This window comes from Pseudomonas sp. 13159349 (assembly GCF_013305685.1).
Taxonomy (GTDB): Bacteria; Pseudomonadota; Gammaproteobacteria; order Pseudomonadales; family Pseudomonadaceae; genus Aquipseudomonas; species Aquipseudomonas asiatica.
On sequence record NZ_CP045553.1, the window covers coordinates 5459758 to 5484388 of the forward strand.

19 protein-coding genes and 1 riboswitch are annotated in these 24631 nt (G+C 63.5%); of the genes, 10 read left to right on the forward strand and 9 right to left on the reverse strand.

The window, feature by feature from the left end; translation table 11 throughout:
• Positions 1 to 109 precede the first annotated feature (109 nt).
• Entirely contained in the window at positions 110 to 1261 is a 1152-nt protein-coding gene (locus tag GEV38_RS25105; protein WP_015272064.1) for a murein transglycosylase A, read from the forward strand.
• Between the two features lie 49 nt (positions 1262 to 1310).
• On the opposite strand, the gene GEV38_RS25110 is transcribed toward GEV38_RS25105, so the two are convergent.
• Positions 1311 to 1697 (reverse strand): MAPEG family protein, encoded by a 387-nt coding sequence (locus GEV38_RS25110; RefSeq protein ID WP_015272065.1) that lies wholly within the window; start codon positions 1695 to 1697, stop codon positions 1311 to 1313.
• A 28-nt stretch (positions 1698 to 1725) separates the two neighbouring features.
• Complete coding sequence (locus GEV38_RS25115) at positions 1726 to 2559, reverse strand: EamA family transporter (protein WP_015272066.1); 834 nt, start codon at positions 2557 to 2559, stop codon at positions 1726 to 1728.
• Positions 2560 to 2913: 354 nt separating this feature from the next.
• Here GEV38_RS25115 and GEV38_RS25120 point away from each other — a divergent pair, with 354 nt between their 5' ends.
• A complete protein-coding gene (locus GEV38_RS25120; protein ID WP_015272067.1) occupies positions 2914 to 3729 on the forward strand; it encodes a DUF3800 domain-containing protein in 816 nt (271 codons plus the stop codon).
• Positions 3730 to 3871: 142 nt separating this feature from the next.
• Positions 3872 to 5107, forward strand: coding sequence for a sodium:proton antiporter (locus GEV38_RS25125; RefSeq protein WP_015272068.1), 1236 nt, complete (start codon positions 3872 to 3874; stop codon positions 5105 to 5107).
• Between the two features lie 33 nt (positions 5108 to 5140).
• Here GEV38_RS25125 and GEV38_RS25130 read toward each other — a convergent pair whose 3' ends face one another.
• Positions 5141 to 5542, reverse strand: a complete 402-nt coding sequence (locus GEV38_RS25130) for an acyl-CoA thioesterase (RefSeq protein ID WP_003257757.1) — start codon at positions 5540 to 5542, stop codon at positions 5141 to 5143.
• Between the two features lie 178 nt (positions 5543 to 5720).
• Positions 5721 to 5817: riboswitch (S-adenosyl-L-homocysteine riboswitch) on the forward strand.
• Positions 5818 to 5837: 20 nt separating this feature from the next.
• Here GEV38_RS25130 and ahcY point away from each other — a divergent pair.
• The 5 genes from ahcY (at position 5838) to GEV38_RS25155 (ending at position 12480) form a co-directional block, all read left to right on the forward strand.
• Positions 5838 to 7247, forward strand: a complete 1410-nt coding sequence (gene ahcY / locus GEV38_RS25135) for an adenosylhomocysteinase (protein ID WP_015272069.1) — start codon at positions 5838 to 5840, stop codon at positions 7245 to 7247.
• Positions 7248 to 7413: 166 nt separating this feature from the next.
• On the forward strand, positions 7414 to 8259 hold the full coding sequence (gene metF, locus GEV38_RS25140; protein ID WP_015272070.1) for a methylenetetrahydrofolate reductase [NAD(P)H]: 846 nt from the start codon (positions 7414 to 7416) through the stop codon (positions 8257 to 8259).
• A gap of 92 nt (positions 8260 to 8351) precedes the next feature.
• The gene (locus tag GEV38_RS25145; protein WP_015272071.1) at positions 8352 to 9422 is read left to right on the forward strand and encodes a hypothetical protein; all 1071 of its coding nucleotides are present in this window, start codon (positions 8352 to 8354) and stop codon (positions 9420 to 9422) included.
• Positions 9423 to 9588: 166 nt separating this feature from the next.
• Positions 9589 to 10377, forward strand: coding sequence for an ABC transporter substrate-binding protein (locus GEV38_RS25150; RefSeq protein WP_015272072.1), 789 nt, complete (start codon positions 9589 to 9591; stop codon positions 10375 to 10377).
• A 219-nt stretch (positions 10378 to 10596) separates the two neighbouring features.
• Positions 10597 to 12480, forward strand: coding sequence for a DEAD/DEAH box helicase (locus tag GEV38_RS25155; protein ID WP_015272073.1), 1884 nt, complete (start codon positions 10597 to 10599; stop codon positions 12478 to 12480).
• A gap of 139 nt (positions 12481 to 12619) precedes the next feature.
• Here the strand turns inward: GEV38_RS25155 and GEV38_RS25160 are convergent, their stop codons facing one another.
• From GEV38_RS25160 to GEV38_RS25170, 3 genes are all read right to left on the reverse strand, one after another.
• Positions 12620 to 13198, reverse strand: coding sequence for a YceI family protein (locus GEV38_RS25160; RefSeq protein WP_013974517.1), 579 nt, complete (start codon positions 13196 to 13198; stop codon positions 12620 to 12622).
• A 34-nt stretch (positions 13199 to 13232) separates the two neighbouring features.
• Entirely contained in the window at positions 13233 to 13784 is a 552-nt protein-coding gene (locus tag GEV38_RS25165; RefSeq protein WP_003257760.1) for a cytochrome b, read from the reverse strand.
• Between the two features lie 254 nt (positions 13785 to 14038).
• Positions 14039 to 15892, reverse strand: coding sequence for a flavin monoamine oxidase family protein (locus tag GEV38_RS25170; RefSeq protein ID WP_015272074.1), 1854 nt, complete (start codon positions 15890 to 15892; stop codon positions 14039 to 14041).
• A gap of 265 nt (positions 15893 to 16157) precedes the next feature.
• On the opposite strand from GEV38_RS25170, the gene GEV38_RS25175 reads away from it, so the two are divergent.
• Positions 16158 to 17564 carry an adenosylmethionine--8-amino-7-oxononanoate transaminase gene (locus GEV38_RS25175; protein ID WP_054572175.1) on the forward strand — a complete coding sequence of 469 codons (1407 nt, stop codon included), beginning with the start codon at positions 16158 to 16160 and terminating at the stop codon, positions 17562 to 17564.
• Positions 17565 to 17693: 129 nt separating this feature from the next.
• Complete coding sequence (locus tag GEV38_RS25180) at positions 17694 to 18413, forward strand: 16S rRNA (uracil(1498)-N(3))-methyltransferase (protein WP_054572176.1); 720 nt, start codon at positions 17694 to 17696, stop codon at positions 18411 to 18413.
• Here the strand turns inward: GEV38_RS25180 and GEV38_RS25185 are convergent, their stop codons facing one another.
• The 3 genes from GEV38_RS25185 to GEV38_RS25195 all read right to left on the reverse strand — a co-directional run bounded on the left by GEV38_RS25185 (position 18414) and on the right by GEV38_RS25195 (position 24606).
• On the reverse strand, positions 18414 to 19031 hold the full coding sequence (locus GEV38_RS25185) for a hemolysin III family protein (RefSeq protein WP_013974522.1): 618 nt from the start codon (positions 19029 to 19031) through the stop codon (positions 18414 to 18416).
• Between the two features lie 156 nt (positions 19032 to 19187).
• The gene (locus GEV38_RS25190; protein ID WP_054572177.1) at positions 19188 to 19661 is read right to left on the reverse strand and encodes a chemotaxis protein CheW; all 474 of its coding nucleotides are present in this window, start codon (positions 19659 to 19661) and stop codon (positions 19188 to 19190) included.
• Positions 19654 to 24606 carry an Hpt domain-containing protein gene (locus tag GEV38_RS25195; protein WP_054572178.1) on the reverse strand — a complete coding sequence of 1651 codons (4953 nt, stop codon included), beginning with the start codon at positions 24604 to 24606 and terminating at the stop codon, positions 19654 to 19656. Before GEV38_RS25195 ends, GEV38_RS25190 begins: the two co-directional genes overlap by 8 nt.
• Between the last annotated feature and the right edge of the window lie 25 nt (positions 24607 to 24631).

Below are 24631 nucleotides of genomic sequence, written 5' to 3' on the forward strand. Positions count from 1 at the left end.
TCGGCCTACGCAAATGGGCGGCCAGTATCGCCGCCCAGCGGCCAAAGACCAATAGCCACATAAAAAACAGGGGCGAATATCCGTGTTCACCCATGACAGGAACGTACTCATGAAATCTGCCCTGCGCCATCTGGCCTGGACACTTCCGGCGCTGGCCCTGCTGGCCGGCTGCAACGGTGGCGAAAGCACCAAACCCGAGCCCCATGCCATCGCCACCTACGCCAATGCCACTTGGCAGGACCTGCCCACCGTCAGCGACAGCGACCTGGTGGCGGGCTTCCAGGCCTGGCGCAACGGCTGTGAAAAGCTAAAGCGCGACACCGTCTGGGCCAGCACCTGCGAAGCAGCCGCCAGCGTGCCCGACAATGCCTTGCAGGTGCGTGCCTTCCTGCAACAGAACCTGCAGGTATACGGCCTGCGCTCGGCCGAGAATAACGCCAACGGCCTGATCACCGGTTACTACGAACCGGTCTACCCTGGCAGCCTGAGCCAGTCGGCAACCAACCACGTGGCGGTCTATGGCATCCCCGACGACATGATCGTGGTCGACCTGGCCAGCGTGTACCCCGAACTCAAGGGCAAGCGTCTGCGCGGTCGCCTTGATGGCCGGGTGCTCAAGCCATACGACACCGCCGAGGTGATCAACCGTGACGGCGTCAAGGCACCGGTGCTGGCCTGGCTGACCGACCCGATGGACCTGCAGTTTCTGCAGATTCAGGGTTCCGGCCGGGTACAACTGGAAGACGGGCGCCAGCTGCGCCTGGGTTACGCCGACCAGAACGGCCACCCCTACCGGCCGATCGGGCGCTGGCTGGTGGAACAGGGCCAGTTGAAGAAGGAAGAAGTGAGCATGGGCGCCATTCATGCCTGGGCCCAGGCCAACCCACAACGGGTGCCGGAACTGCTCGCCAGCAACCCCAGCTACGTGTTCTTCAGCACCCGCCCGGACAGCAACGAAGGGCCACGCGGTTCGCTGAACGTACCGCTGACCGCTGGCTACAGCGTGGCCATCGACCGCAAGGTGATTCCGCTGGGCAGCTTGCTGTGGTTGTCCACCACTCGCCCGGACGGTACGCCGGTGGTACGCCCGGTGGGGGCCCAGGATACCGGCGGGGCAATTACTGGCGAGGTGCGCGCGGACCTGTTCTGGGGCACTGGGCCGGAAGCTGGAGAACTGGCCGGGAACATGAAGCAGCAGGGGCAGATCTGGATGCTGTGGCCCAAGGGCAAGCCGCTGCCCGAGGTGCCGAAAGTACCTTGATCGACGGTGGATTCTTCGCGGGCTTGCCCGCGAAGAAGGCGACGCGGTATCAGATTGAAACCACGAAGAAAGCCACGATCATCGCCATCCCGGCAAACCACACCAGCGATCGCAGCATGGCCCAGTCGGCCAGGTAACAGATGATGTAAAGCAGCCGGCTGGTGATGTACATCACCCCCAGCACATCCTGGGTCACCTGCTCGGCATTGCCGACGATATCCGCCACCAGCACCGCCGCGGCAAATGCCGGGAAGGCCTCGTAACTGTTCTGCTGGGCAGCATGCGCGCGCCGCGGCAGCCCGGACAGGGTATCCAGGAACGCACGCGGGTCGTGGTTGTCGCGCAGTCGGAAGCGGCCACTACCGGCCTTGGCGATCAACGCGCACAGTGGCGGCAAGAGCAGCGCGATCAGGATGCACCACAGGGCAACAGTCATGGACAGGACTCCTTGTTCAGTCTTCGGGTCAAAGCTTCATTACCAGCATGCCGGCCAACACCAGCCCGCAAGCTAGGAGTCTCGGCCCGCCAAAAGGTTCTTTCAGGTAGCGCATGCCCAGCAGCACCACCAGAATCACACTCAACTCGCGCAACGCCGCCGCTTCGGCCACCGACCCGAGGTGCATGGCCCACAGCACCAGCGCGTAACTGAGCAGTACACACAGCCCCACCGCCAGCCCCAGGCGCCACTGAAGGCGCCAGAACAAGATGAATGGCGCACGTCGGGCCACGCTGGCCAGCAACGGGAAGGGCCAGGCACTGAGCAAGGTCAGCCATACCAGATAATCCCAAGGCTTGCCCCACAAGCGCACGGCCTGGCCGTCGAACCAGGTGTAGCAACCAATACACAGGCCAATCAGGACAACCACCGGCAGCATCGACCAAGGCAGCCGGTCACCGCCACCGCCCTGCCACAACAGGCAAGCCATGCCACAGGGGATCAGCAGGATGCCGATGATCTGCTGCTGGCTCAGCGATTCGCCGGCAAAGGCCAGGGTCAGCCCCAGCACCACCAACGGCGACAGCCCGCGCATCAGAGGATAGACCAGCCCCAGGTCGCCCACGCGGTAGGCCTGGATCAACAGGAAGCGGTACAACTGCTCGGCCAGCGCCGAAGCCAGAAGCCAGGGCCAGATATTAGTCGGCGGTACCGCGGCGAAGGGCACCGCCAGCACCGCGAAGGCCAACGCCACCGTATCCATGCTGGCGATCACCAGCAGGCGCTCGCCGCTGAATTTGATCAGGGTATTCCAGGTCGCATGCAGCAGGGCAGCGACCAACACTAGGGAAGTTGCCAGCACGCGAAATCGTCCTTGCCTTCGAGTCAGATTCGTTTGCAGCACTATACATTGGGTAAAAGGTACGACTAAGGAAAAAGACTACAAACTCTGTGGAAGTTTCAATACGCCTTGCAAGCCGGGGCTTACCCCAAAACGCAATACACTCATCGCTCGCTGTGCCGCATGGAAACGCGTGATACCTCAAGGCGGCCACCCAAACGGAAACACACTCGCTTACGAAACGCGATTGACGCTTCAGGCTTTGCAGGATTAGGATCGCCGTAACGCATGGGGTTACCCGTGCCTACCTTCCGAGGCCCGCGATGCGCAAGCATGCGGGCTTTCGTGTTTCTGGGCCAAGGACACCCAGAAATCATGACGCATTATGTGGCCTACCTCGACGAATTCGGCCATGTCGGGCAATACATCTCGCGCACTCATACCCAGTTCAAGACCAGTCCAGTGTTCGGGCTGGGTGGGGTGCTACTACCTGCAGAAGAAGTACGGGAGTTCGCCATCTTCTTCTATCAGCTGAAATGCCAGTTACTTGCCTGGGATATAAACCATGAAAACCCCAGAAGCCTCCCTCCCTATCAATGGGAAAAGAAGGGCTCAAAGTTATTCACGACACGTAACGTCACACAATATCGATCGTTGAGACAGGCAACGTTTCGCCTGCTCAACCACATCAGAAAGATTGGTGGGTATGTCATTTATGCGGGTGAACATAAGACCGGCCCGGCCAGGCAGCACGACGCGACCAAGACATTCAGACGCCAACTGCTGCATGCGGTGCGAACGATCGATCGTTACTGCACGCAGTCCCGCTCAACCTTCATGCTCCTGCTGGATGAGCAGCGTGCTGGCAACGAGTGGCGTGAGCAAAATGTAGAAGCCTGCACCCTGGCAATGTTCGAGGATCCCGCAGAAAAATGTCGGAGCCTGATAGAGCCGCCGCTGCAGGGCGAAAGCCACCTCTTCCAGACCCTGCAATGCGCAGACTGGATCTGCGGCCTTGTAGGTCGTTTGATGGCAATGGCTGTCTCGCCCGAGGAATATCCCGACTGGGAGCCTTTCGACAGGTACTTCTCGACGCGAATCGCCGAGGTCGCCCTACCGGGCTCCGGCTTGCAGCACCAGCCCGTCGAGCCAGAAAGCCATGAGTGCTCGACAGCAAGAACCGAAGCATGATGAAACCCGATGGAAACCTCACAACAGAAACGCGGTCTACCTGCACAGTCAAATAGTGTGTCCCGAACCCTGCGCCAGGTCATCAAAGAACTGCCCGAGCCATTCGGGTTACGACTTGGAAGCCACTGTTACAGGATTCGGGATGCTTGAACTAGTTGCCGCGTTTATCTGCCTCACCACCCTCCTCACCTATGTAAATTACCGTTTCATCGGCCTGCCCCCTGCCATCGGCGTGATGGTCACGGCGCTGCTGTTTTCCCTGATGCTGCAGGGCCTGAGCCTGATCGGCTTCCCTGGCCTGGAAGCGCGCGTCGAAGGGCTGATGAACCAGATCGACTTCAATGACCTGCTGATGCACTGGATGCTGGCGTTCCTGCTGTTCGCCGGCGCCTTGCACGTGAACCTTTCCGACCTGCGCAGCTACCGCTGGCCCATCGGCCTGCTGGCCACCGTCGGCGTACTGATTGCCACCGTCGTCATCGGCTACCTGTCGCACTGGGTGTTCGCCCTGTTCGGCTGGCAAGTGCCGCTGATCTACTGCCTGCTGTTCGGTGCACTGATCTCGCCCACCGACCCGATCGCCGTGCTTGGCGCGCTACGTACCGCCAACGCCTCCAAACCACTGAAAACCACGATCGTCGGCGAGTCGCTGTTCAATGACGGCACAGCGGTAGTGGTGTTCACCGTGTTGCTGGGCATCATCCGTTTGGGCGAAACGCCGAGCATGACCGATACGGCGATCCTGTTCGCCCGCGAGGCCATCGGCGGGGTGCTGTTCGGCGGCCTGATCGGCTATGCCACCTACCGCATGATCAAGAGCGTCGAGCAATACCAGGTGGAAGTGATGCTGACCCTGGCGCTGGTCATCGGCGGCTCGGCAATGTGCTACGAACTGCACGTTTCGGCGCCGATCGCCATGGTGGTGGCCGGGCTGATAATCGGCAACCTGGGGCGCAACCTGGCGATGAACGACATGACCCGTCGCTACATGGACGGCTTCTGGGAGCTGATCGACGACATGCTCAACGCCTTGCTGTTCGCGTTGATCGGCCTGGAGCTGTTGCTGCTGCCTTTCAACTGGATGCACATGGTAGCCGGCGGCGTGCTGGCGCTGGCGGTGCTACTGTCGCGGTTGCTGACCGTGGCCCCGGCGATCGTGCTGCTGCGGCGCTGGCGCCCGGTGCCAAAGGGCACGGTTCGGGTGCTGACCTGGGGTGGCCTGCGCGGTGGGGTATCGGTTGCCCTGGCACTGTCGCTGCCACTGGGCGAGGAACGTGACCTGCTGCTGTCGATCACCTACATCGTGGTGCTGTCGTCGATCCTGGTGCAGGGGTTGAGCATCGGGCGGGTGGTGCGCAAAGTGAGCGCTCAGCCTTGAGAATGCAGGGGCCGCTTTGCGGCCCCAGAATGTTCATTCCACTGCCGAATCCGGGAACTGGTCCTGGATGTACTTGATCTCGGTCCGCCCATGCGCCGCCGGCAACCCATCCTCGCCAAGGTTGACGAAGACCATCTTGTCGACCGTGAGGATGGCCTTGCGGGTGATCTTGTTGCGCACTTCGCACTTGAGGGTGATCGAGGTACGGCCGAACTCGGTGGCAGTGATGCCCAGCTCGATGATGTCGCCCTGACGCGAGGCACTGACGAAGTTGATTTCTGATATGTATTTGGTCACCACACGCTGGTTGCCCAACTGGACGATGGCGTAGATCGCAGCCTCTTCGTCGATCCAGCGCAACAGGCTGCCACCGAACAAAGTGCCATTTGGGTTGAGGTCTTCGGGTTTAACCCACTTGCGGGTATGAAAGTTCATCTGTACTCCTGACCTGCTTGGCTAACGTGCAGCAATGATGGCAGAGCGGCCGCTGCCGCTCCATTGAACATCGACTATCGTCGCGATTAATCGACAGAAAACCTTGGGCAAGCCGACGGGCGCGGCTATAATCTCCGCCGCTTCACATGGCCGCCCACAGCGGCGCCATGCCCGCCACCCGTCCGAGGGGCGCTGCAGCAGGCTAGGCCTGTCAGGCTCGGATGGGGCGTTGCTCGCTCTCGCGAGCGCTTAACGCACAACGGCGCCCATTCGCACACTACGAATGGAGGCTCTCATGAGCGCTGCAAACATGCCTGCTGGTTTTACCGATTACAAAGTCGCCGACATCTCCCTGGCCGCCTGGGGGCGTCGCGAAACCATCATCGCCGAGTCGGAAATGCCTGCACTGATGGGCCTGCGTCGCAAGTACCTGGCCGAGCAACCGCTCAAGGGTGCGAAGATCCTGGGCTGCATCCACATGACCATCCAGACCGCCGTGCTGATCGAAACCCTGGTTGCGCTGGGTGCCGAAGTGCGCTGGTCGTCCTGCAACATCTTCTCCACCCAGGACCAGGCCGCCGCGTCCATCGCCGCCGCCGGTATCCCGGTTTTCGCCTGGAAAGGTGAAACCGAACAGGAGTACGAGTGGTGCCTGGAGCAAACCATCCTCAAGGATGGCCAGCCATGGGACGCCAATATGGTCCTCGACGACGGTGGCGACCTGACCGAGCTGCTGCACAAGAAATACCCGCAAGTGCTGGAGCGCGTGCACGGTGTGACCGAAGAGACCACCACCGGCGTGCACCGCCTGCTGGACATGCTGGCCAAGGGCGAGCTGAAAGTCCCGGCGATCAACGTCAACGACTCGGTTACCAAGAGCAAGAACGACAACAAGTACGGCTGCCGTCACAGCCTGAACGACGCCATCAAGCGTGGTACCGACCACCTGCTGTCGGGCAAGCAGGCCCTGGTGATCGGCTACGGTGACGTGGGCAAGGGCTCGGCCCAGTCCCTGCGCCAGGAAGGCATGATCGTCAAGGTCACCGAAGTTGACCCGATCTGCGCCATGCAGGCCTGCATGGACGGTTTCGAAGTGGTTTCGCCGTTCATCGACGGTATCAACAATGGCACCGAAGCCAGCATCGACAAGGCCCTGCTGGGCAAGATCGACCTGATCGTGACCACTACCGGTAACGTCAACGTCTGCGACGCCAACATGCTCAAGGCGCTGAAGAAGCGTGCCGTGGTGTGCAACATCGGCCACTTCGACAACGAGATCGACACCGCCTTCATGCGCAAGAACTGGGCCTGGGAAGAGGTCAAGCCGCAGGTGCACAAGATCCACCGCACCGGCGCTGGCAGCTTCGACCCGCAGAACGACGACTATCTGATCCTGTTGGCCGAAGGTCGCCTGGTCAACCTGGGTAACGCCACTGGCCACCCAAGCCGCATCATGGACGGTTCGTTCGCCAACCAGGTACTGGCGCAGATCTTCCTGTTCGAGCAGAAGTTCGCCGACCTGCCGGCCGAGAAGAAAGCCGAACGCCTGACCGTCGAAGTACTGCCGAAGAAGCTCGACGAAGAAGTGGCACTGGAAATGGTCCGCGGCTTCGGTGGCGTGGTCACCCAACTGACCAAGCAGCAGGCCGACTACATCGGTGTCACCGTCGAAGGCCCGTTCAAGCCACACGCCTACCGCTACTAAGCGGCCAGCTTGAAGCGTCAAGCGGCAATCAAAGGCAGACCGTGCCATTGCCGCTTGCAGCTCAAGCATCAAGGATCTTGAACGATGCCCAAGCCAGGCCGGCCATAACCGATCTGGCTTTTACTTGCAGCCTGCCGCTTGAAGCTTGCTGCTAGAGGAACGCCAGATGTCCCAGGAACGCCGTTACAGTTTCGAGTTCTTCCCGACCAAGACCGATGCCGGTCACGAAAAGCTGATGGGCGTCGCCCGCCAGTTGGCCGCTTACAACCCGGACTTCTTCTCCTGCACCTACGGTGCCGGTGGCTCGACCCGCGACCGCACGCTGAACACCGTGCTGCAGCTGGAAAGCGAAGTGAAGATACCTGCCGCGCCGCACCTGTCGTGCGTAGGCGACACCAAGGCCGAACTGCGTGCCCTGCTGGCCGAATACAAGGCTGCAGGCATCAAGCGCATCGTCGCCCTGCGTGGCGACCTGCCATCGGGCATGGGTATGGCCAGTGGCGAACTGCGCTACGCCAGCGACCTGGTCGAATTCATCCGCCAGGAAACTGCCGACCACTTCCACCTGGAAGTGGCCGCCTACCCCGAGATGCACCCCCAGGCCCGCAACTTCGAGGCTGACCTGGCCAACTTCGTGCACAAGGTCAAGGCCGGTGCCGACAGCGCCATCACCCAGTACTTCTTCAACGCCGACAGCTACTTCTACTTCGTCGAGCGCGCACAGAAGCTGGGCGTGGACATCCCGGTGGTACCCGGCATCATGCCGATCACCAACTACAGCAAGCTGGCGCGTTTCTCCGACGCCTGTGGCGCCGAGATCCCGCGCTGGATCCGCAAGCAGCTGGAAGCCTATGCCGACGACACCGCCAGCATCCAGGCATTCGGCGAGGAAGTGATCACCGGCATGTGCGAACAGCTGTTGCAAGGTGGCGCACCGGGCCTGCACTTTTACACCTTGAACCAGGCCGAGCCGAGCCTGGCGATCTGGAACAATCTGCAGCTGCCGCGCTGAAATTTTTTGCAAAATCTGTTTAAGATTTGATTAAGGCTTTGGTCATAGACTAAAGCCTTATTCATTTTCCGGTTAAACAGGTCTTGCCTGCCATGCAGCCCCCTCAGCCATTGCGTCCCCAGCTCGTCTACCTGGCTTTTGGCCCGGCAACCTACCATCAGGAAGCCTGCTTCAGCATCATCAGCGCCCTCGCCCATCTGGGCACGGGCGAAGCCATGGACATTCAGGTTTACACCGACAACCCGCAGCCCTATGCCGGTCTGCCGGTCACCGTGCACCTGTTGGACGAAGCCACACGCCAGGCATGGAACGCGCCTCACGGTTATCACTTTCGCAGCAAGCATGTGCTGTTGCGCCAGGTGCTGCAGCAACACCCGCTGGCAGTGCTGATCGACACCGACACCTTCTTCCGCAAGTCGCCGCTGGAGCTGTTCGCTCGGGTAGCCCCTGGCCGCCTGCTGTGCAATGCCATCGGTGCGCGCTACGGCAGCAACCAGAAGTGCCTGCTGTACAAGAACCTGCTGGCCATCCTCGAGTCCAGAGGCCTGGCTGATTGCCAGATGCCACTGGTCAATTCGGGGGTGATCGGCCTCACCGTCGAAGACGCCGGCACCCTGGACCGCTCCATCGCCATGATGGACGAGTTCCACCCCCTGGCTCGCGAGGCCTATACCCTCGAGGAGTTCTGCCTGGCGGTGGCGGCCTACCGCACGCTGGAATTGGCCGAATGCACAGATGTCATCCACCACTACTGGAGCCGCAAGGCGCAGTTCCGCGCCAAGATCCAGGCCTGGCTGCGCAAGCACGGCCACGAGCCGCTGAGCCAGGCGGCGCTGGCTGATGTGTCCCTGGTCAATGACCAGTTGCCTCGCCCCCCGGCTCTGCAACGCCTGGGTTACAAGGCACTGAGCATGACCCTGCCCAGCCACGAGCGCCAGTTCGCCCGCGAGCTGCTTTATGGCTGCTACCCCTACCCCAATGAGTTCGACCGCGCCTGCGCGCCGGCCTGGTGGGACAAGGCCCTGGAAAACCTCAACGCCCGCCATGGCCACGTGGAGCCCGAGCAACTGCGCCAGTGCCTGCGCCACCCGGGGTTGCGCCTGTCGCTGGGCGAGCGGCGCAAGGATATCGAGGCGCACCTGCTGAGGTCATCCCACACTTGAGTAAACCTGTGCCGGCCTCTTCGCGGGTAAACCCGCGCCCACAAGTACATCGCGAGCCTGCAAGCCAGCAGAGATCCTGTGGGAGCGGGCTTACCCGCGAAGAGGCCGGCACAGGAGAACATCATCCTCACTGGCCTTGAACAGGCCGAGCGCGTAATCTCCGGCCATGCCACACGTCGCCCGTCTGTTCTGGATCCTGTTGCTCGCCTGCCTGAGCCCGCTGGCCCTGGGCGAGCGCCTGCGCCTGGTGACCGACGACTGGGCACCTTATGCGTACCAGCACGACGGCCAACCGCGCGGCATCGACTACGAAGTCACCACCCAGGTGTTCGAGCGCCTTGGCGTCGAGGTGGAGTGGGAGTTCCTGCCGTGGAAGCGCTGCCTGGCAATGATCGAGCAGGGCTTGGCCGACGGCATCATGGATATCTTCCAGAACGAGTCGCGCCAGCACTACCTGGTGTACGCCCCCGAGCCCATGTCGGAGGTAGAGTTCGTCCTGTTCCACGCCCGCACTCGACGCCATGCCGTCAAGACTCTCGATGACCTTGCCGGCCTCACCGTCGGCACCTCACCCGGCTACGCCTACGGTGCCGCTTTCAACGAAGCCGTACATTTCCGGCGCGAAGCTGCACCTACCCATGAAGCCAACTTCGGCAAGCTGATGCTGGGCCGCATCGATCTGGCAATCACCGACCGCAAGGTCGGCCATTACCTGCTGCGGCATCTGGGCCTCCAAAAGCAGGTCGAGGAGCTGCCCTTGGTGATCAGCCGCCAGCCCCAGTACCTGGCGCTGGCGCGCAAGCCAGGGCGGGAGGCACTGGCCCAGGCCTTCGCCGTGGAACTGCGGCGCTTCAAGCAGGAACCGGCCTATGCAGCGATCAGCAACCGCTACACAGGCGACATCGGAAACATTCTCAACGCCGTTGAGCAGCAGGAAAGCAGCACAGCGCGATAGCTCTGTTATACTCGGGCCTTCCCGCCCGGCTCACGCCCGGACGCTCGGCCTCGCAACAGGCATCCCGATCGGCATCGACGCACTTTCGCGTCCACCCTCTGCTACCCGGATGTGCAGTGAAAGCCCAGCTGGACCGGACGCGATCGCATCCCACCGATGCCCGTCGCGCCAGGCAGAACATCCCAAACGGGCCCAGCCCACACGAGAACAGGATTGCCCATGTCCTTTGCTTCCCTCGGTCTCTCCGAGGCTCTTGTCCGCGCTATCGAGGCTGCGGGCTATACCCAGCCGACCCCCGTGCAACAGCGGGCGATTCCCGCCGTGTTGCAAGGCCGCGACCTGATGGTCGCCGCACAGACAGGTACTGGTAAAACCGGCGGTTTCGCCCTGCCGATCCTCGAGCGCCTGTTCCCGGCCGGCCACCCCGACAAGTCGCAGCGCCATGGCCCGCGCCAACCTCGCGTGCTGGTCCTGACCCCGACCCGCGAACTGGCAGCCCAGGTGCATGACAGCTTCAAGGTCTATGCCCGTGACCTGCCACTGGTCAGCGCCTGCATTTTCGGCGGCGTCGGCATGAACCCGCAGATCCAGGCCATTGCCAAGGGTGTGGACGTGCTGGTCGCCTGCCCTGGCCGCCTGCTCGACCTGGCCGGCCAAGGCAAGGTTGACCTGGCCCACGTGGAAATCCTGGTGCTGGACGAAGCCGACCGCATGCTCGACATGGGCTTCATCCATGACGTCAAGAAAGTCCTCGCCCGCCTGCCGGCCAAGCGCCAGAACCTGTTGTTCTCGGCCACCTTCTCCAAGGACATCACCGACCTCGCCGACAAGCTCCTGCACAACCCGGAGCGAATCGAGGTCACCCCGCCGAACACTACCGTCGAGCGTATCGAGCAGCGCGTCTACCGCCTGCCCGCCAGCCACAAGCGCGCGCTGCTGGCGCACCTGATCACCCAGGGTGCCTGGGAACAGGTACTGGTGTTCACCCGCACCAAGCACGGCGCCAACCGCCTGGCCGAGTACCTGGAAAAGCACGGCCTGACCGCCGCCGCAATTCATGGCAACAAGAGCCAGAACGCTCGCACCAAGGCCTTGGCCGACTTCAAGGCCAACAGCGTGCGCGTACTGGTCGCCACCGACATCGCCGCCCGTGGCCTGGACATCGACCAGCTGCCGCACGTGGTCAACTTCGAGCTGCCGAACGTAGAGGAAGACTACGTCCACCGTATCGGCCGTACCGGCCGTGCCGGGCGTTCGGGCGAGGCCATTTCCATGGTCGCGCCGGATGAAGAGAAACTGCTCAAGAGCATCGAGCGGGTAACCAAGCAGAAGATTCCTGACGGCGACCTGATGGGTTTCGACGCCAGCCAGGTTGAAGCAGAAAAGCCTGAAGTACGCGAACGCCAGCAGAACAATGGCCGTGGTGGCCGTAACCAGCAGGCCCGCGGCGAAGGCGGCAAAGACGCCAACGGCGGCCGCAAGGACAAGGGCAAGGATAAAGGCAAGGCCAAGCAACAGGCTGCGGACAAGCCGGCCGACAAGGAAAAGAGCGGCGACAAGCAACAGCAGCAACGCAAGCCGCGTGACAAGAAGCCACGCCAGCAGCAACAGCAGGCCAGCAACGGCAGCGTGCCGAAAGTGCCTGCCGACCGTGATCCTGAAGAGTTCCTGGACGACGATATCGACAACTTCGGCAACCGTGCCGACTATGTCAGCCCGTACCAGGGCAAGAACCAGGGCCGGAATCGTCGCCCGGGTGCCAATGCCGGCCAAGGTCAGGGCCAGGGTAATGGCCGCAGCAACACCGGTGGCCAAGGTCGCAACAGCGGCCAGCAGCGCAACGGCGGTGGCGGCGAGAAACGTCCAGCCCGCGCTAACAACGGTGGCGGTGCCCGTCGTGATGGGGGTGGCCGTGGCCGCCCGGCCCGTGACGATGCTGCCCGGCAAGAGCCAGCCGTTCGCAACCCGCGCCAGCCGGAAAAACAGCCAGTGATCATCCGCAAGGAATCCAAGCTCGACCGTTACCCGACGCCTGAGCAGCTGGATGATCTGCCGAGCCGCCCGCGCGGTGAGCGCCCGGCGCTGTTGACCCGCAAGGGCTGACAGAAGCACCGAGGGGGCTGCTTCGCAGCCCTATCGCGACACAAGGCCGCTCCTACAGGGTTACGTAAATCCCTGTAGGAGCGGCCTTGTGTCGCGATAGGGCCGCAAAGCGGCCCCCTCGGTTTTCAGCAGGTAAGAATTACTTCTGCTTCACACCTTCAACACTGATATCCAGGTCCAGGGTCTGCGAGGTAGCGCCCGGGCCCTTGATGCCGAAGTCGTTCAGGTTCAGCGTGGTGGTAGCGTTGAAACCAGCGCGCTCGCCGCCCCATGGATCCTTGCCTTCACCGTTGAAAGTGGCCTTGAAGGTGACCGGCTTGGTCACACCGTGCATGGTCAGGTCGCCAGTCACGTCAGCAGTCTTGTCGCCAGTCGGCTTGACGCTGGTGGAGACGAACTTGGCTTCGGGATACTTCTTCACGTCGAGGAAGTCGGCGCTGGCAATGTGCTTGTCACGCTCGGCGTGGTTCGACCACAGGCTGGCGGTTTTCAGGTCGACGTTGATCTTGCTGGCTTCAGGCTTTGCACTGTCCCAGGTGAAGTTGCCGTCGAAGTCCTTGAAGGTACCGTGAATGAAGCTGTAGCCCAGGTGGCTGATCTTCCAGTCAACGAACGCGTGCTGGCCTTCCTTGTCGATCTTGTACTCGGCAGCCATGGCCTGGCCGGCGGAGAGCAGAGCGGTACCGAGCGCCAGAGCGGCAAAAGTCTTTTTCAACATCCTTACTTCCTTCCTTTGCAATTGAGGTTGAGAGTCAAGCTTTGCGGCCCAGCATGCGGGTCAGGGTCGCGTCACGGTCGATGAAATGGTGCTTGAGCGCTGCCAAGCCATGCAGCACGGCAAAAATCACCAAGCCCCAGGCCAGCCAGAGATGGATCACGCCTGCCAGGTCTGCCTGGTCGGGCAGGTCGCTGACCAGTGCCGGCACTTCGAACAGGCCAAACACCGGAATGCCGACACCGTCGGCGGTGGAAATCAGGTAACCGGCGATCATTACCGCGAACAGCCCCAGGTACAGGGCCAGGTGGCCCAACTTGGCTGCCAGGCGGGTGAATGCGCCGTGGCTGGCTGGTGCCGGTGGTGGCGGGCTGATGAAGCGCCAGAGCACCCGCAGCAGCATCACCGCCAGCAGCACCAGACCAATGCTTTTGTGCAGGTCCGGGCCGGCCTTGCGCCAAGGGCTGTAGTAGTCGAGGCCGACCATCCACAGGCCCAGGCCGAACAGGCCGAAGACTGCCAGAGCCACGCCCCAGTGCAGGACGATGCTGACCACGCCGTAGCGAGAAGGTGAATTGCGCAGTTGCATGTTGCGTGTTTCCCCGTGAAAGCTGTGCACAGACTAACGCGTAACGCATCGAATAAAAGCGTAAAAAACTGCTTTGGATTATCGATAAATACGATATGTATTCTGTAAGTTTCCCATTAAGGAAACATTAACGATAGACGGAGCGTTCGCGGTTGCCAGTGCCGCCCCTTTCGCAGCACAAGGCTGCTCCTACAGGACGGCGCAGAACCTGTAGGAGCAGCCTTGCGCTGCGAAGGGGCCAGCACTGTAATAAATCAACCCGCTTTGGCCTGAGTATTGGCCACAGCTTTCTTGGCCGGTTCGGACTTGGCAGTCGCTTTTTTGGTCTGGGCTGGCTTGTGCGCCGGTGCGCGCTTGGCAGGCGCAGCCTTGGTCGCAGCAGGCTTGGCCGCTGCTTCCTTGACCACAGGCGCTGGCGCAACCGGGGCCGGCGCGGCTTGCGGGGTTGGCGCAGGTGCCGGCGCCACTGCCTCGGCCTTGGCAATCGGCTCGGCCTTCACCTCAGGCTTGTCCGCCCCGCCAAAAAGGCGCTTGAAGAAGCCCGGCTTATCCTGCTTGGCCTCATCGACCGGCTTCGGCTCGGCCTTGACCGGGGCCTTGTCAGCCTTGTCGCCCTTGTCGGAAGAACCACCGAACATGTTGGAGAAGAACCCACCCTTGCTCTCCTTGGCCGCCACGGCGCCTGCAGCTGCTGCCGCCGCCACCGGTGCCGCCTTGGCCGGGTCGAACGACTTGCCGGCCAGCAGGTCCTGCACCTGGCTGGCCGCGCGCTGGCCACTGCGCAGGGCGCCTTCCAGGGTGCCTGGGTAGAGGGCGTCGGTATGCTCACCGGCAAAGGTGATGCGCTGCACCGGGCGCTCCCACAGGCGCCAGTACTTGCTGATCTGGCCCGGGCCATAGGCCAGGTAGGCGCCGCCGGTACCGGCGTCGGTGCTGTAGCGCTTGACCTCGTAGCCGGTGAACGAGCCACGGGCCTGTGGGTAGAACGCATGCAGGCGGATCAGCACCTGGTCGACCATCTGTTTGTCGCCGAACGCCTGCAGCAGGCGGGCGTTGTCGCCCGACAGGTTGATCACCACGTTGGCGCCACCCTTGAGCGCGGGTTCGATCCACAGCATGCCCAAGCCTGCGTTACTGAAGATTTCGCCCGACATGCGCGCCCGGCTTTCCCATACCGGCTTCTTGAACTTGAGCATCAGCTGGTCGCGCCAGCCATAGTTGGTACCCTTCAACGCCGCCAGGTGCTGGCTGTCCAGGCCCGGGGTCATCTGGATCTTGGCCAGGGCGCGCAGGGGCACGGCCATGACCAGGTAATCCGCCTGGTAGCCGACGCTGCCGACCTTGACCGTGACACCGTCCTTGTCCTGGACGATGGAGGTCACGGGTGAACTGGTCTTGATGGTCTTCAGTTGCTTGACGAACGCTTGGGCCAGCACCGGGCTGCCACCAGGCAGGCGCGCGGCACGCAGGTCACGGTCGCTGACGCCGCGATACACGCGGTTCTGCTGGGCAAAATACAGCAGCGACAGGCGCGATGGCTCATCGTAGCGGGTACGGATCTGCTGGTTGACCAGCTGGCGGGCGGTGGTCGGCAACTGCAGCTTGTCCAGCCAGGTGGAGACGTTGATCTGGTCGAGGGCGAACAGCGTGCTGTTGGCTTGCGGGTTCAGCGGGTCTTCGATCGAACGGGCCAAGTCATCAAGGGTTTTCTCGTAACGCTTGAGCGCCTCGGCAGTGGCCGGTTGCTTGGTAGCCAGGTCGGTGGCACTGAAATACTCGCCGTCGATCAGGTAACCGGGGGTACGCACGAACTCCGGTGCCGGCAGTGTTTCAAGTTTGAAACGGTCGAGGTACTGGTTGAGCACCGGCTGCGCCTTGGCGTTGCCGATCCACTCGCTGGTGGCCAGGCCCGAGCGCCCGCCCATGCCTGCCTTGGCTTCCAGCAGCGTCACCTGCCAGCCTTTGTTCTGCAGCTCGTAGGCGGCCGTCAGGCCCGCCAGGCCGCCACCCACGACGATCGCCGAAGGTGTCTTGTCCTTTGCCAGCGCGGCGCCGCTGGACACACCAATCAATACCAACGCGCACAGGCGCACCCAAGCAGCAGCCATGTCGGCGAACTCCGAGTCAGGGGGTTACAGAAACGTGGAGAGGCAGGAATGCCCCGGGAGAGATGCGTTAAGAATACGTCAGGTCTACCGACCCTGCCAGCGCAGTGACATCAAGTCCTTTTCGCCACAGACATTTTTGCCTGCAGCGTTTCCACGCGGTAGCAAGCGTAGCTGGCAACCCGATGAACAGCGGCGGTTGTCCTGCCCTGCGGCATTGCTTAGGCTTACGCGGTCGAACCAAGCCGCAAAGCCAGGAGAAGTGCCCATGGGCCTCAATGATCAGTGGATGCAACGCGACCTCAAGGTCCTGTGGCACCCCTGCACCCAGATGAAAGACCACGAGCAGCTGCCGCTGATCCCGATCAGGCGCGGCGAAGGCGTGTGGCTGGAAGACTTCGAAGGCAAGCGCTACCTGGATGCGGTGAGCAGCTGGTGGGTCAACGTGTTTGGCCACGCCAACCCGCGTATCAACCAGCGCATCAAGGACCAGGTCGACCAACTGGAGCACGTGATCCTGGCCGGTTTCAGCCACCAGCCGGTGATCGAGCTGTCCGAGCGCCTTGTAGCCATGACCCCGGCCGGCCTCGACCGGGTGTTCTATGCCGACAACGGTTCGTCGTGTATCGAAGTGGCGCTGAAGATGAGCTTCCACTACTGGCAGAACGTCGGCAAGCCGGGCAAGAAGCGCTTCGTCACCCTGACCAACAGCTACCACGGCGAAACCATCGCCGCCATGTCGGTCGGCGATGTGCCGCTGTTTACCGAAACCTACAAGGCGCTGCTGCTCGACACCCTCAAGGTGCCCAGCCCCGACTGCTACCTGCGCCCCGAAGGCACGAGCTGGGAAGAGCACTCGCGCACCATGTTCCAGGCCATGGAACAGACCCTGGCCGAGCACCACGCCTCGATCAGCGCGGTGATCGTCGAACCACTGATCCAGGGTGCCGGCGGTATGCGCATGTACCACCCGGTGTACCTCAAGCTGCTGCGCGAGGCCTGCGACCGCTACGACGTGCACCTGATCCACGACGAAATCGCCGTGGGCTTCGGCCGCACCGGCACCATGTTCGCCTGTGAACAGGCCGGTATTCGCCCGGACTTCCTGTGCCTGTCCAAGGCCCTGACCGGCGGTTACCTGCCACTGGCCGCCTGCCTGACCACCGACAAGGTGTACCAGGCGTTCTACGACGACTACCCAACCCTGCGTGCGTTTCTCCACTCGCACAGCTACACCGGCAACCCGCTGGCCTGCGCCGCGGCGCTGGCGACCCTGGATATTTTCGAGCAGGACAACGTGATCGAGGCCAACAAGGCCCTGGCCACACGCATGGCCAGCGCCACCGCGCACCTGGTCGACCACGCGCATGTGGCCGAAATTCGCCAGACCGGCATGGCACTGGCCATCGAGATGGTCCAGGACAAGGCCGGCAAGGTCGCCTACCCGTGGCAGGAGCGTCGTGGCCTGAAAGTGTTCGAGCATGCCCTGACGCGTGGCGCCCTGCTGCGCCCGCTGGGCAGCGTGGTGTACTTCCTGCCGCCGTATGTGATTACGCCAGATCAGATCGACTTCCTGGCAGAAGTGGCCAGCGAAGGCATCGACATTGCCACCCGCGATAGCGTCAGCGTGGCCGTACCGGCCAACTTCCACCCCGACTTCCGCGACCCGGGCTAAGCCCGGAAGCCCGCCGCGTACTCTGTGGGAGCGGGTTCACCCGCGAATGCAATAGTGGAGTCACCGCCGCATTCGCGGGTGAACCCGCTCCCACAGGGACCACCTTCTCCCTTTAGCTTGAGCTCAACCATGAGACTGTCCCGCTTTTTCATCGACGCCCCCCTGAGCCTTGGCGAGCATGACCTGCCCGAAGCCCAGGCCCACTACATCGGCCGCGTACTGCGCATGGCCCCCGGCGACGCCGTGCAGCTGTTCGACGGCAGTGGCCAGGAGTACCGCGGCCAGTTGCTCGAAGTGGGCAAGAAAACCGTGCGCGTCAGCCTCGACCAGGCCCTCGCCGGCCAGGCCGATTCACCACTGCACGTACACCTCGGCCAAGGCTTGTCCCGTGGCGAGCGCATGGACTGGGCGATCCAGAAAGCCACCGAGCTGGGCGCCAACGAAATCACCCCGATCGTCAGCGAACGCTGCGAAGTGCGGCTGAAGGACGAACGCGCCGACAAGCGTCTGGCCCACTGGCGACAGGTGGCAATCAGCGCCTGCGAACAATGCGGCCGCTCGACCTTGCCGGTCATCCACCCGCCAGTGACCCTGGCCGAGTGGCTGAGCAGTGCCAAGGCCGACCTGAAACTGGTCCTGCACCCGGTGGCCGAACCGCTCACCAGCCATGGCAAGCCGGCCACCCTGGCCTTCCTGATCGGCCCCGAAGGCGGCCTGAGCGAAGCGGAGGTCGAGCAGGCCAAGGCTGCCGGTTTCCACGCCGCACGCCTCGGCCCACGCGTGCTGCGCACCGAAACCGCACCGGTGGTGGCACTGTCGGTGGCACAGCAACTGTGGGGTGACTTTTAACTAACGCACGTAGAACGACACCGCCACGAAATGCATGAGGCTGCCGGCGATCACGAACAGGTGCCAGATGCCATGCCAGTGGCGGAAGCGGCTGTCGAAGGCGAAGAAGATGATGCCGACGGTGTAGAACACCCCACCGGCAGCCAGCCAGGCAAAGCCGGCGCTACCGAGCGAGTGCAGCAGCGGCTTGACCGCCACCAGCACGATCCAGCCCATCACCGCATAGATGATGATCGACAGGATGCGCGCCTCGGAGCGCGGCTTGATCTCCTGCAACATGCCGATCACCGCCAGCCCCCAGACCACCCCGAACAGGCTCCAGCCCCAGGGCCCGCGCAGGCTGACCAGGCAGAACGGCGTGTAGCTGCCGGCGATCAGCAGATAGATCGACAGGTGATCGAGCTTGCGCATGATCACCTTCGCCCGCCCGCGAGTGCTGTGGTACAGGGTAGAAATGCTGTACAGCAACAGCAAGGTGCTGCCGTAGATGGAGAAACTGACGATCTTCCACGGGTCGCCCTGCAGGCCCGCGACCACGATCAGCCAGATGGCACCGATACAGGCCAGGACGGCACCGACCAGGTGGGTCCAGGCGTTGAAGCGTTCACCGTAGTACATGCAAACACAGACCTCCTGAGGTGGGCTGGGTTCCTGTTGTGATGCTGATGGCCTCTTCGCGGGCACGCCCGCTCCCACAGGTATCCACTTGCCTTGAAGTGTATGATTTTCCTGTGGGAGCGGGCGTGCCCGCGAAAGGGCCCTGTGCCTTACATCCTAACCAATCTCAGGTTGCAGTTCCGCGTCACGCACCAGCCGTTCCAGCCCGGCCAGGTCCGGCACACGCGCTACCTGTTCGCCCACCTGCACCGCCGCCAGTTCCAGGCGACCCAGCGCCACGTCCACGTAGTTCAGCTGGCTGTCCAGCTTGCAGGAGCGCGGTATGTCCTGCAGCAACAACGCCAGGTAGCGCAGGCCGGTATCACCCAAGGCATTGAGCACCACCACGCGTGCCCGCTCGCCGCAGGGTGTCTCGCCACCGCACGCGGCTTCGAAGCCGATCAGCGGCAGGCGCTGCTGGCGCCAGTCGATCCAGCCCAGGTGCCAGGCCGGCTCGCCGCGTTGGCACACCACGTTGCGCTGGCCACTCAACTCCGCCACCGCCACGTTGGGCAACACCAGGGTACGGTCACCCAACGGCAGTAAAAGCCCGGTCAGGCTGCTGCGTTGGCCGGCGATCAGTTCAAGCATGGGTCTGGCTCCAGTGGGCAATGCTCTGCAACAGGACCGACTCCTGGTACGGCTTGCCCAGGTATTCGTTGACGCCGATGGCCATGGCACGGTCGCGGTGCTTCTGCCCGGTGCGCGAAGTAATCATTATGATCGGCAAGTCTTTCAGTCGTTCATCACGGCGGATACGTGTGGCCACCTCGAAGCCGTCCATGCGCGGCATCTCGATGTCCAGCAGCAACACATCGGGGCGGTGTTCTTCCAGCAGGGCCATTGCATCGACCCCGTCCTTGGCCGTCAGCACACTCATGCCGTGGCGTTCCAACAGGCGGCTGGTGACCTTGCGCACAGTCACCGAATCGTCCACCACCATTACCAGCAACGCCCGTCGTGGCGCCGGGCCGAACACCTGGCGTCGAGCCGCACCGCCACCCGGCAGGCGCGCCAGGCGCCGCTGCTGGCCACGCAACTGGCCCAGCAGGTCGAGAATCAGTACCACCCGACCATCGCCCAACAGCGTTGCCCCCGACAACCCGGCAACTGCGGCAAACTGCGGCCCCAGGCTCTTCACCACGATCTCGCGGCTGGGCGACAGGCTATCGGCCTGGATGGCGAACGACTGCTCCTGGGAATGCACCAGCAGCACCGGCAGCGGCACGCTCTGCCCGAGCAATGCCGGGCGCGGCATGCCCTGCAGCAGCTCACCCAGGTAGCGCAGCTCGTATTCGTGGCCGGCGTACACATAACGCGGGGCGTCCAGCTGGTAGCACGCCGCCAGTTCGGCCGGCGGCACGCGGACGATGCCCTCGATGGTATTCAGCGGAATGGCGTACTGCTCTTCGCCCAGGTGCACCATCAGCGCGCGGTTCACCGACACGGTGAACGGCAGGCGGATCAGAAAGCGCGCGCCCTTGCCCTGGGCTGACTCGATACTCATCGAGCCGCCCAGCTGCTTGACCTCCTCGTGCACCACGTCCATGCCCAGGCCACGCCCGGAAATCTGGGTAATCTTCTCGGCAGTGGAAAAGCCCGGGCGCAGAATGAATTGAAGGATCTCGTGATCGCTCAATTGCGCCTGCGGGTCTAGCAGGCCGCGCTTGATGGCCTTGCGGCGCACCGCTTCCAGTGGCACGCCGGCACCGTCGTCGGTCATTTCGATAACGATATCCGCGCCTTCGTGCAGCAGATTCAGGTGAATGGTGCCCTGCTCCGGCTTGCCCGCAGCCAGGCGCATTTCGCGGCTTTCCAGGCCATGGTCGACGGCGTTGCGCAGCATGTGCTCCAGCGGTGCCACCATACGTTCGAGCACGCTGCGGTCGAGTTCACCCTCGGCATTGCCGACCACCAGCTCCACCTGCTTGCCCAGCTCGCTGGCCACCTGCCGTACCACACGCTGCAAGCGCGGCACCAGGCGCTCGAAGGGTACCATCAGGGTAGCGGTCAGGCCTTCCTGCAACTGGCTGTTCACCCGCGCTTGCTGCTGCAGGAGGCTGTGGGCTTCCTGTGCGCGCTGTGCCAGGGTTTCCTTGAGGTCGAGCAAATCCGAGGCGGACTCGAACAAGGCCCGCGACAGCTGCTGCAGTTGCGAGTGGCGGTCCATTTCCAGCGGGTCGAAGTCGTCATAGGCATCGCCTTCGAACTGCTGCCGGCTGGACATCCGCCCTTGGGTCTCGATATCCAGGCGCAGCAACTGGTCGCGCATGCGCTCGAGGGTGGTTTCCATCTCGTTGAGGGTGAACTGCGCATCGTTCACCTGCTGCTCGATGCGCCCACGGATGATCGAGTGCTCACCGGCCAGGTTGCCCAGGTCGTCGAGCAGCTCGGCATCGACCTTGACCATGTCGCCCGGTGCCCGCTCCGGTGCCACCGCCGGGGCCTCACTGGTTGCGGCTTCGACCGGCCCCTGGCCGGCGGCGCTATCGGCCAGGGCCGAGAAGCTGAAGTTGCGGATGTAGTCGATCAGCGCGGTGGCGGCATGCAGCGGTTGCCCCAGGCGCACGGCATCGAGCATGTGCGCCAGGCGGTCATGGCAGTTCTGCAGCAAGGCGAACAGTGGCGCGCTCGGTGGCATACGGCCTGCGGCCAGCAGTTCGTAGAGAAACTCCAGCTCGTGGGCCAGGTCGCCGATCGGCGCAATTTCGACCATGCGCGCCACACCCTTCAGGGTGTGCAGGTCGCGCATCAGGTTGTCCACCTCGACACTGTTGCGCGGGTCGGCCTGCCAGCGCGCCAGGGCTGCGGCGGCACTCTCGACGATGTCCGAGCTTTCTTCGAGGAAGACTTCCAGCAGCTCTTCGCCTGGGCTTTCCGGCTCTTCGACCAGCGGCTCGGCCACAACCGGCAGCAAGGGGTTGTGCGCAGGCCCCAGGCCAAGGGTATCGGCCAGGTCCATGTCCGGATGCAACGGCGTGACCGTGTCGATGCCCACCAGGCCAGTGGCCTCCGGTGCCAGGGCCTGGCCAAGCAGGTGGCGCAGGCTGTCGACCAGCTCTGGCCTTGGCGGGATGTCCTGCCCGGCCGCCACTTCGTCGAGCATGTCCAGCAGTGCTTCATGGGCCCGCTGCACGTGGGCGAAGAACCGTGCATCGGCGGGCAGGCTGCCCTCCTCCACGGCGCCGTACAAGTCGAGCAAGGCCTCGCACACGTCATCCATCTGCCACAGGTCGGCCAGGTGCGCGGCGTGGCCCAGGGTAGTCAGTTCGTCGAGCAGGGTGTCCAGCGCATCGCGCTGGCCGGGCTGTTCCTGCCAGCGCGACAGCAACGACTCGGCATCCAGCAGGATATCCATGGCCTGGGCCAGGAAACTGGCGATCAACTGCGGGTCGCGCTTGCTGCGCCGCGCATGCTGCGGGTCGTCATGCAAGCTGGCCAAGTGCGCGTCCACCGCCTGGCCGACCTGCTCGATCAGCTCCGCGGCACCGGGGATGGCCGCCAGCGGCGTGCTGTCGAGTTGCGCCAGGCCCAGGTGGAACAGCGAGCGCGCAGCTTCCAGCCATTCGATCTCGGCCATTTGCAGGGGCAGTTGGTGGCCCTTGTATTCACGTGCCAGGCGGTCGAAGGCCGTTGCCAGTTCGGCGACCGGCATCACCCCGGCCATGGCGGCACTGCCCTTGAGCGTATGCAGGGCGCGCTGCAGGCCATCGCTGACCTGCGTATCGTGGCCGTCGGCGCCCTGCAGGAAAGCATCCAGGCTGGCCAGGTGGCCCTGCGCCTCGCTGCGGAAAATGTCGAGCAGTTGCGGATCGAGGCCGTCGATGTCGGCCGCCACCGGGGCATCGTTTTCGGCGAGGGCATGCAGGTGCCCGGCCAGTTGCTCGATTTCCGTCAGTTGCGGCAACTGGCCTGCGGCGAAGTCGGCCAGCAGGTCGGGCAGGTAGACGAATACCTGCTGCAGGGCCACCACGCCTTCCGGGCTGAGCACGCTGCGGCCCTCGAGTACCCGGTTCAGCAGGTGTTCTGCGCCCCAGGCCAGCTCGGCCACCGCCTCGGCATGCACCATGCGGCCGCTGCCCTTGAGCGTATGCAAGGCGCGGCGTACTTCTCCCAGTGCCTCGCGCTGCTGGTTGTCGGCACGCCAGCGCAACCAGTGGCGCTCGATTTCAGGCAGCAGTTCACCGGCCTCGTCGAGAAACACTTCACGCAGCTCGTCATCGATGCCATCAGCGCTGCCATCCTGGCCTGCGGTGGCCTCGACCATCGCGCAGTGCACACCCAGTGTCGCCAGGCTGGCGCGCGCCATGTCGATGAAGGGCTGGCCATCCGCCAATGGGTCCGCCACCCGCCATTGCAGGTAGCATTCGGCGGCGCTCAAGGCCTCGGCCAAGTGCGTCAGCTCATCGGCTGGCGGCTCCACCTCCAGGTGCTGCAGCCACCGCTGCACATAGCTGGCGCAACCGGCAAACAGCTCGGCCACGGTCGGCAGCATCAACATCGCCAGTGCACCACGAATCTGCTGCAACAGCCCTGGCAAAGGTTGCAGGCGTTGCCGAGGCCAGCCGGATTCCAGGCAATCGCCGATCAGGTCCTTGGCCTGCTGCAGCACGTTCAGCGACTCGTTCAACACCAGCTGGCGGATTTCGGCCAGGTCCGAGCCCGGCAGGCCGCCCTGGCCGTTTTCCTCCAGCGGGCCGACCATGCCATTGAGCGTGGCCTCCACGTACAGCAGGGCCCCCGCTACATCCATCAACACCGCGTCGTCCACGGCCCGCTCGCCCTGGGCCAGGGCCTGCAGCGCCAGCACCTGGTCGATGATCACCCGGCGTGGCTGCTGGAAGCCAAGCACCGCCAGGGTGTCGGCCACGTGGCGCAGCGGTGCCAGCAGGGCATCAAGTTGCTCGCTGTGCTGGCGATCGCCACGCACGAACTGGTCCAGGCGCTCCTTGATGCGCATCAGGTCGTCGCACAGCGCGGTCACCACCGAGCGCAGGGCATCGCGGCCAGGCCCTGCCTGCAGCTGCTCGCGCCAGTTGCCCAGCGACAGGTCGAGGTTGGCCAGGTCGTCGGCACCGGCAAAGCGTTGGGTGGCGCCGCTGATCAGGCTGGCCTGGGCCAACGGCTCCTCGCCACGGCAGGCACGCAGTTGGTTGAGCAGCGGCAGCATCACCAGTGGCAGGTCGTGGCGGGCGCCGCGCAGGCGTTCCAGATACGATGGCAATTGCTCCAGGCCGCGGAACAACGCGCCCAGGCAATCACCGCGGGGGCTGACCTGACCATCGGCCAGGGCCTTGGCGAACAGCTCCAGTTCTTCAGCCAGGCGCGTGGCACCGCGCAGTTCGAGCATGCGCAGGCAGCCGTGCACCTGGTGCAGGTTGTCGACCACGAATGCCAGCATTGACAGGTCGCCAGGCTCGCCGGCAAAGCGCTCCAGCGCCTGGCGCGCCTGGCCCAGGCAGTCGAGGATGGCGGCTTTGGTCCAGGCCAGCGCCACGGTGTCGTGGCGCTCGGGGCTTACAGCTGCTACAGCCATGGGCATTCCTCGGCGCGGCTCTTCA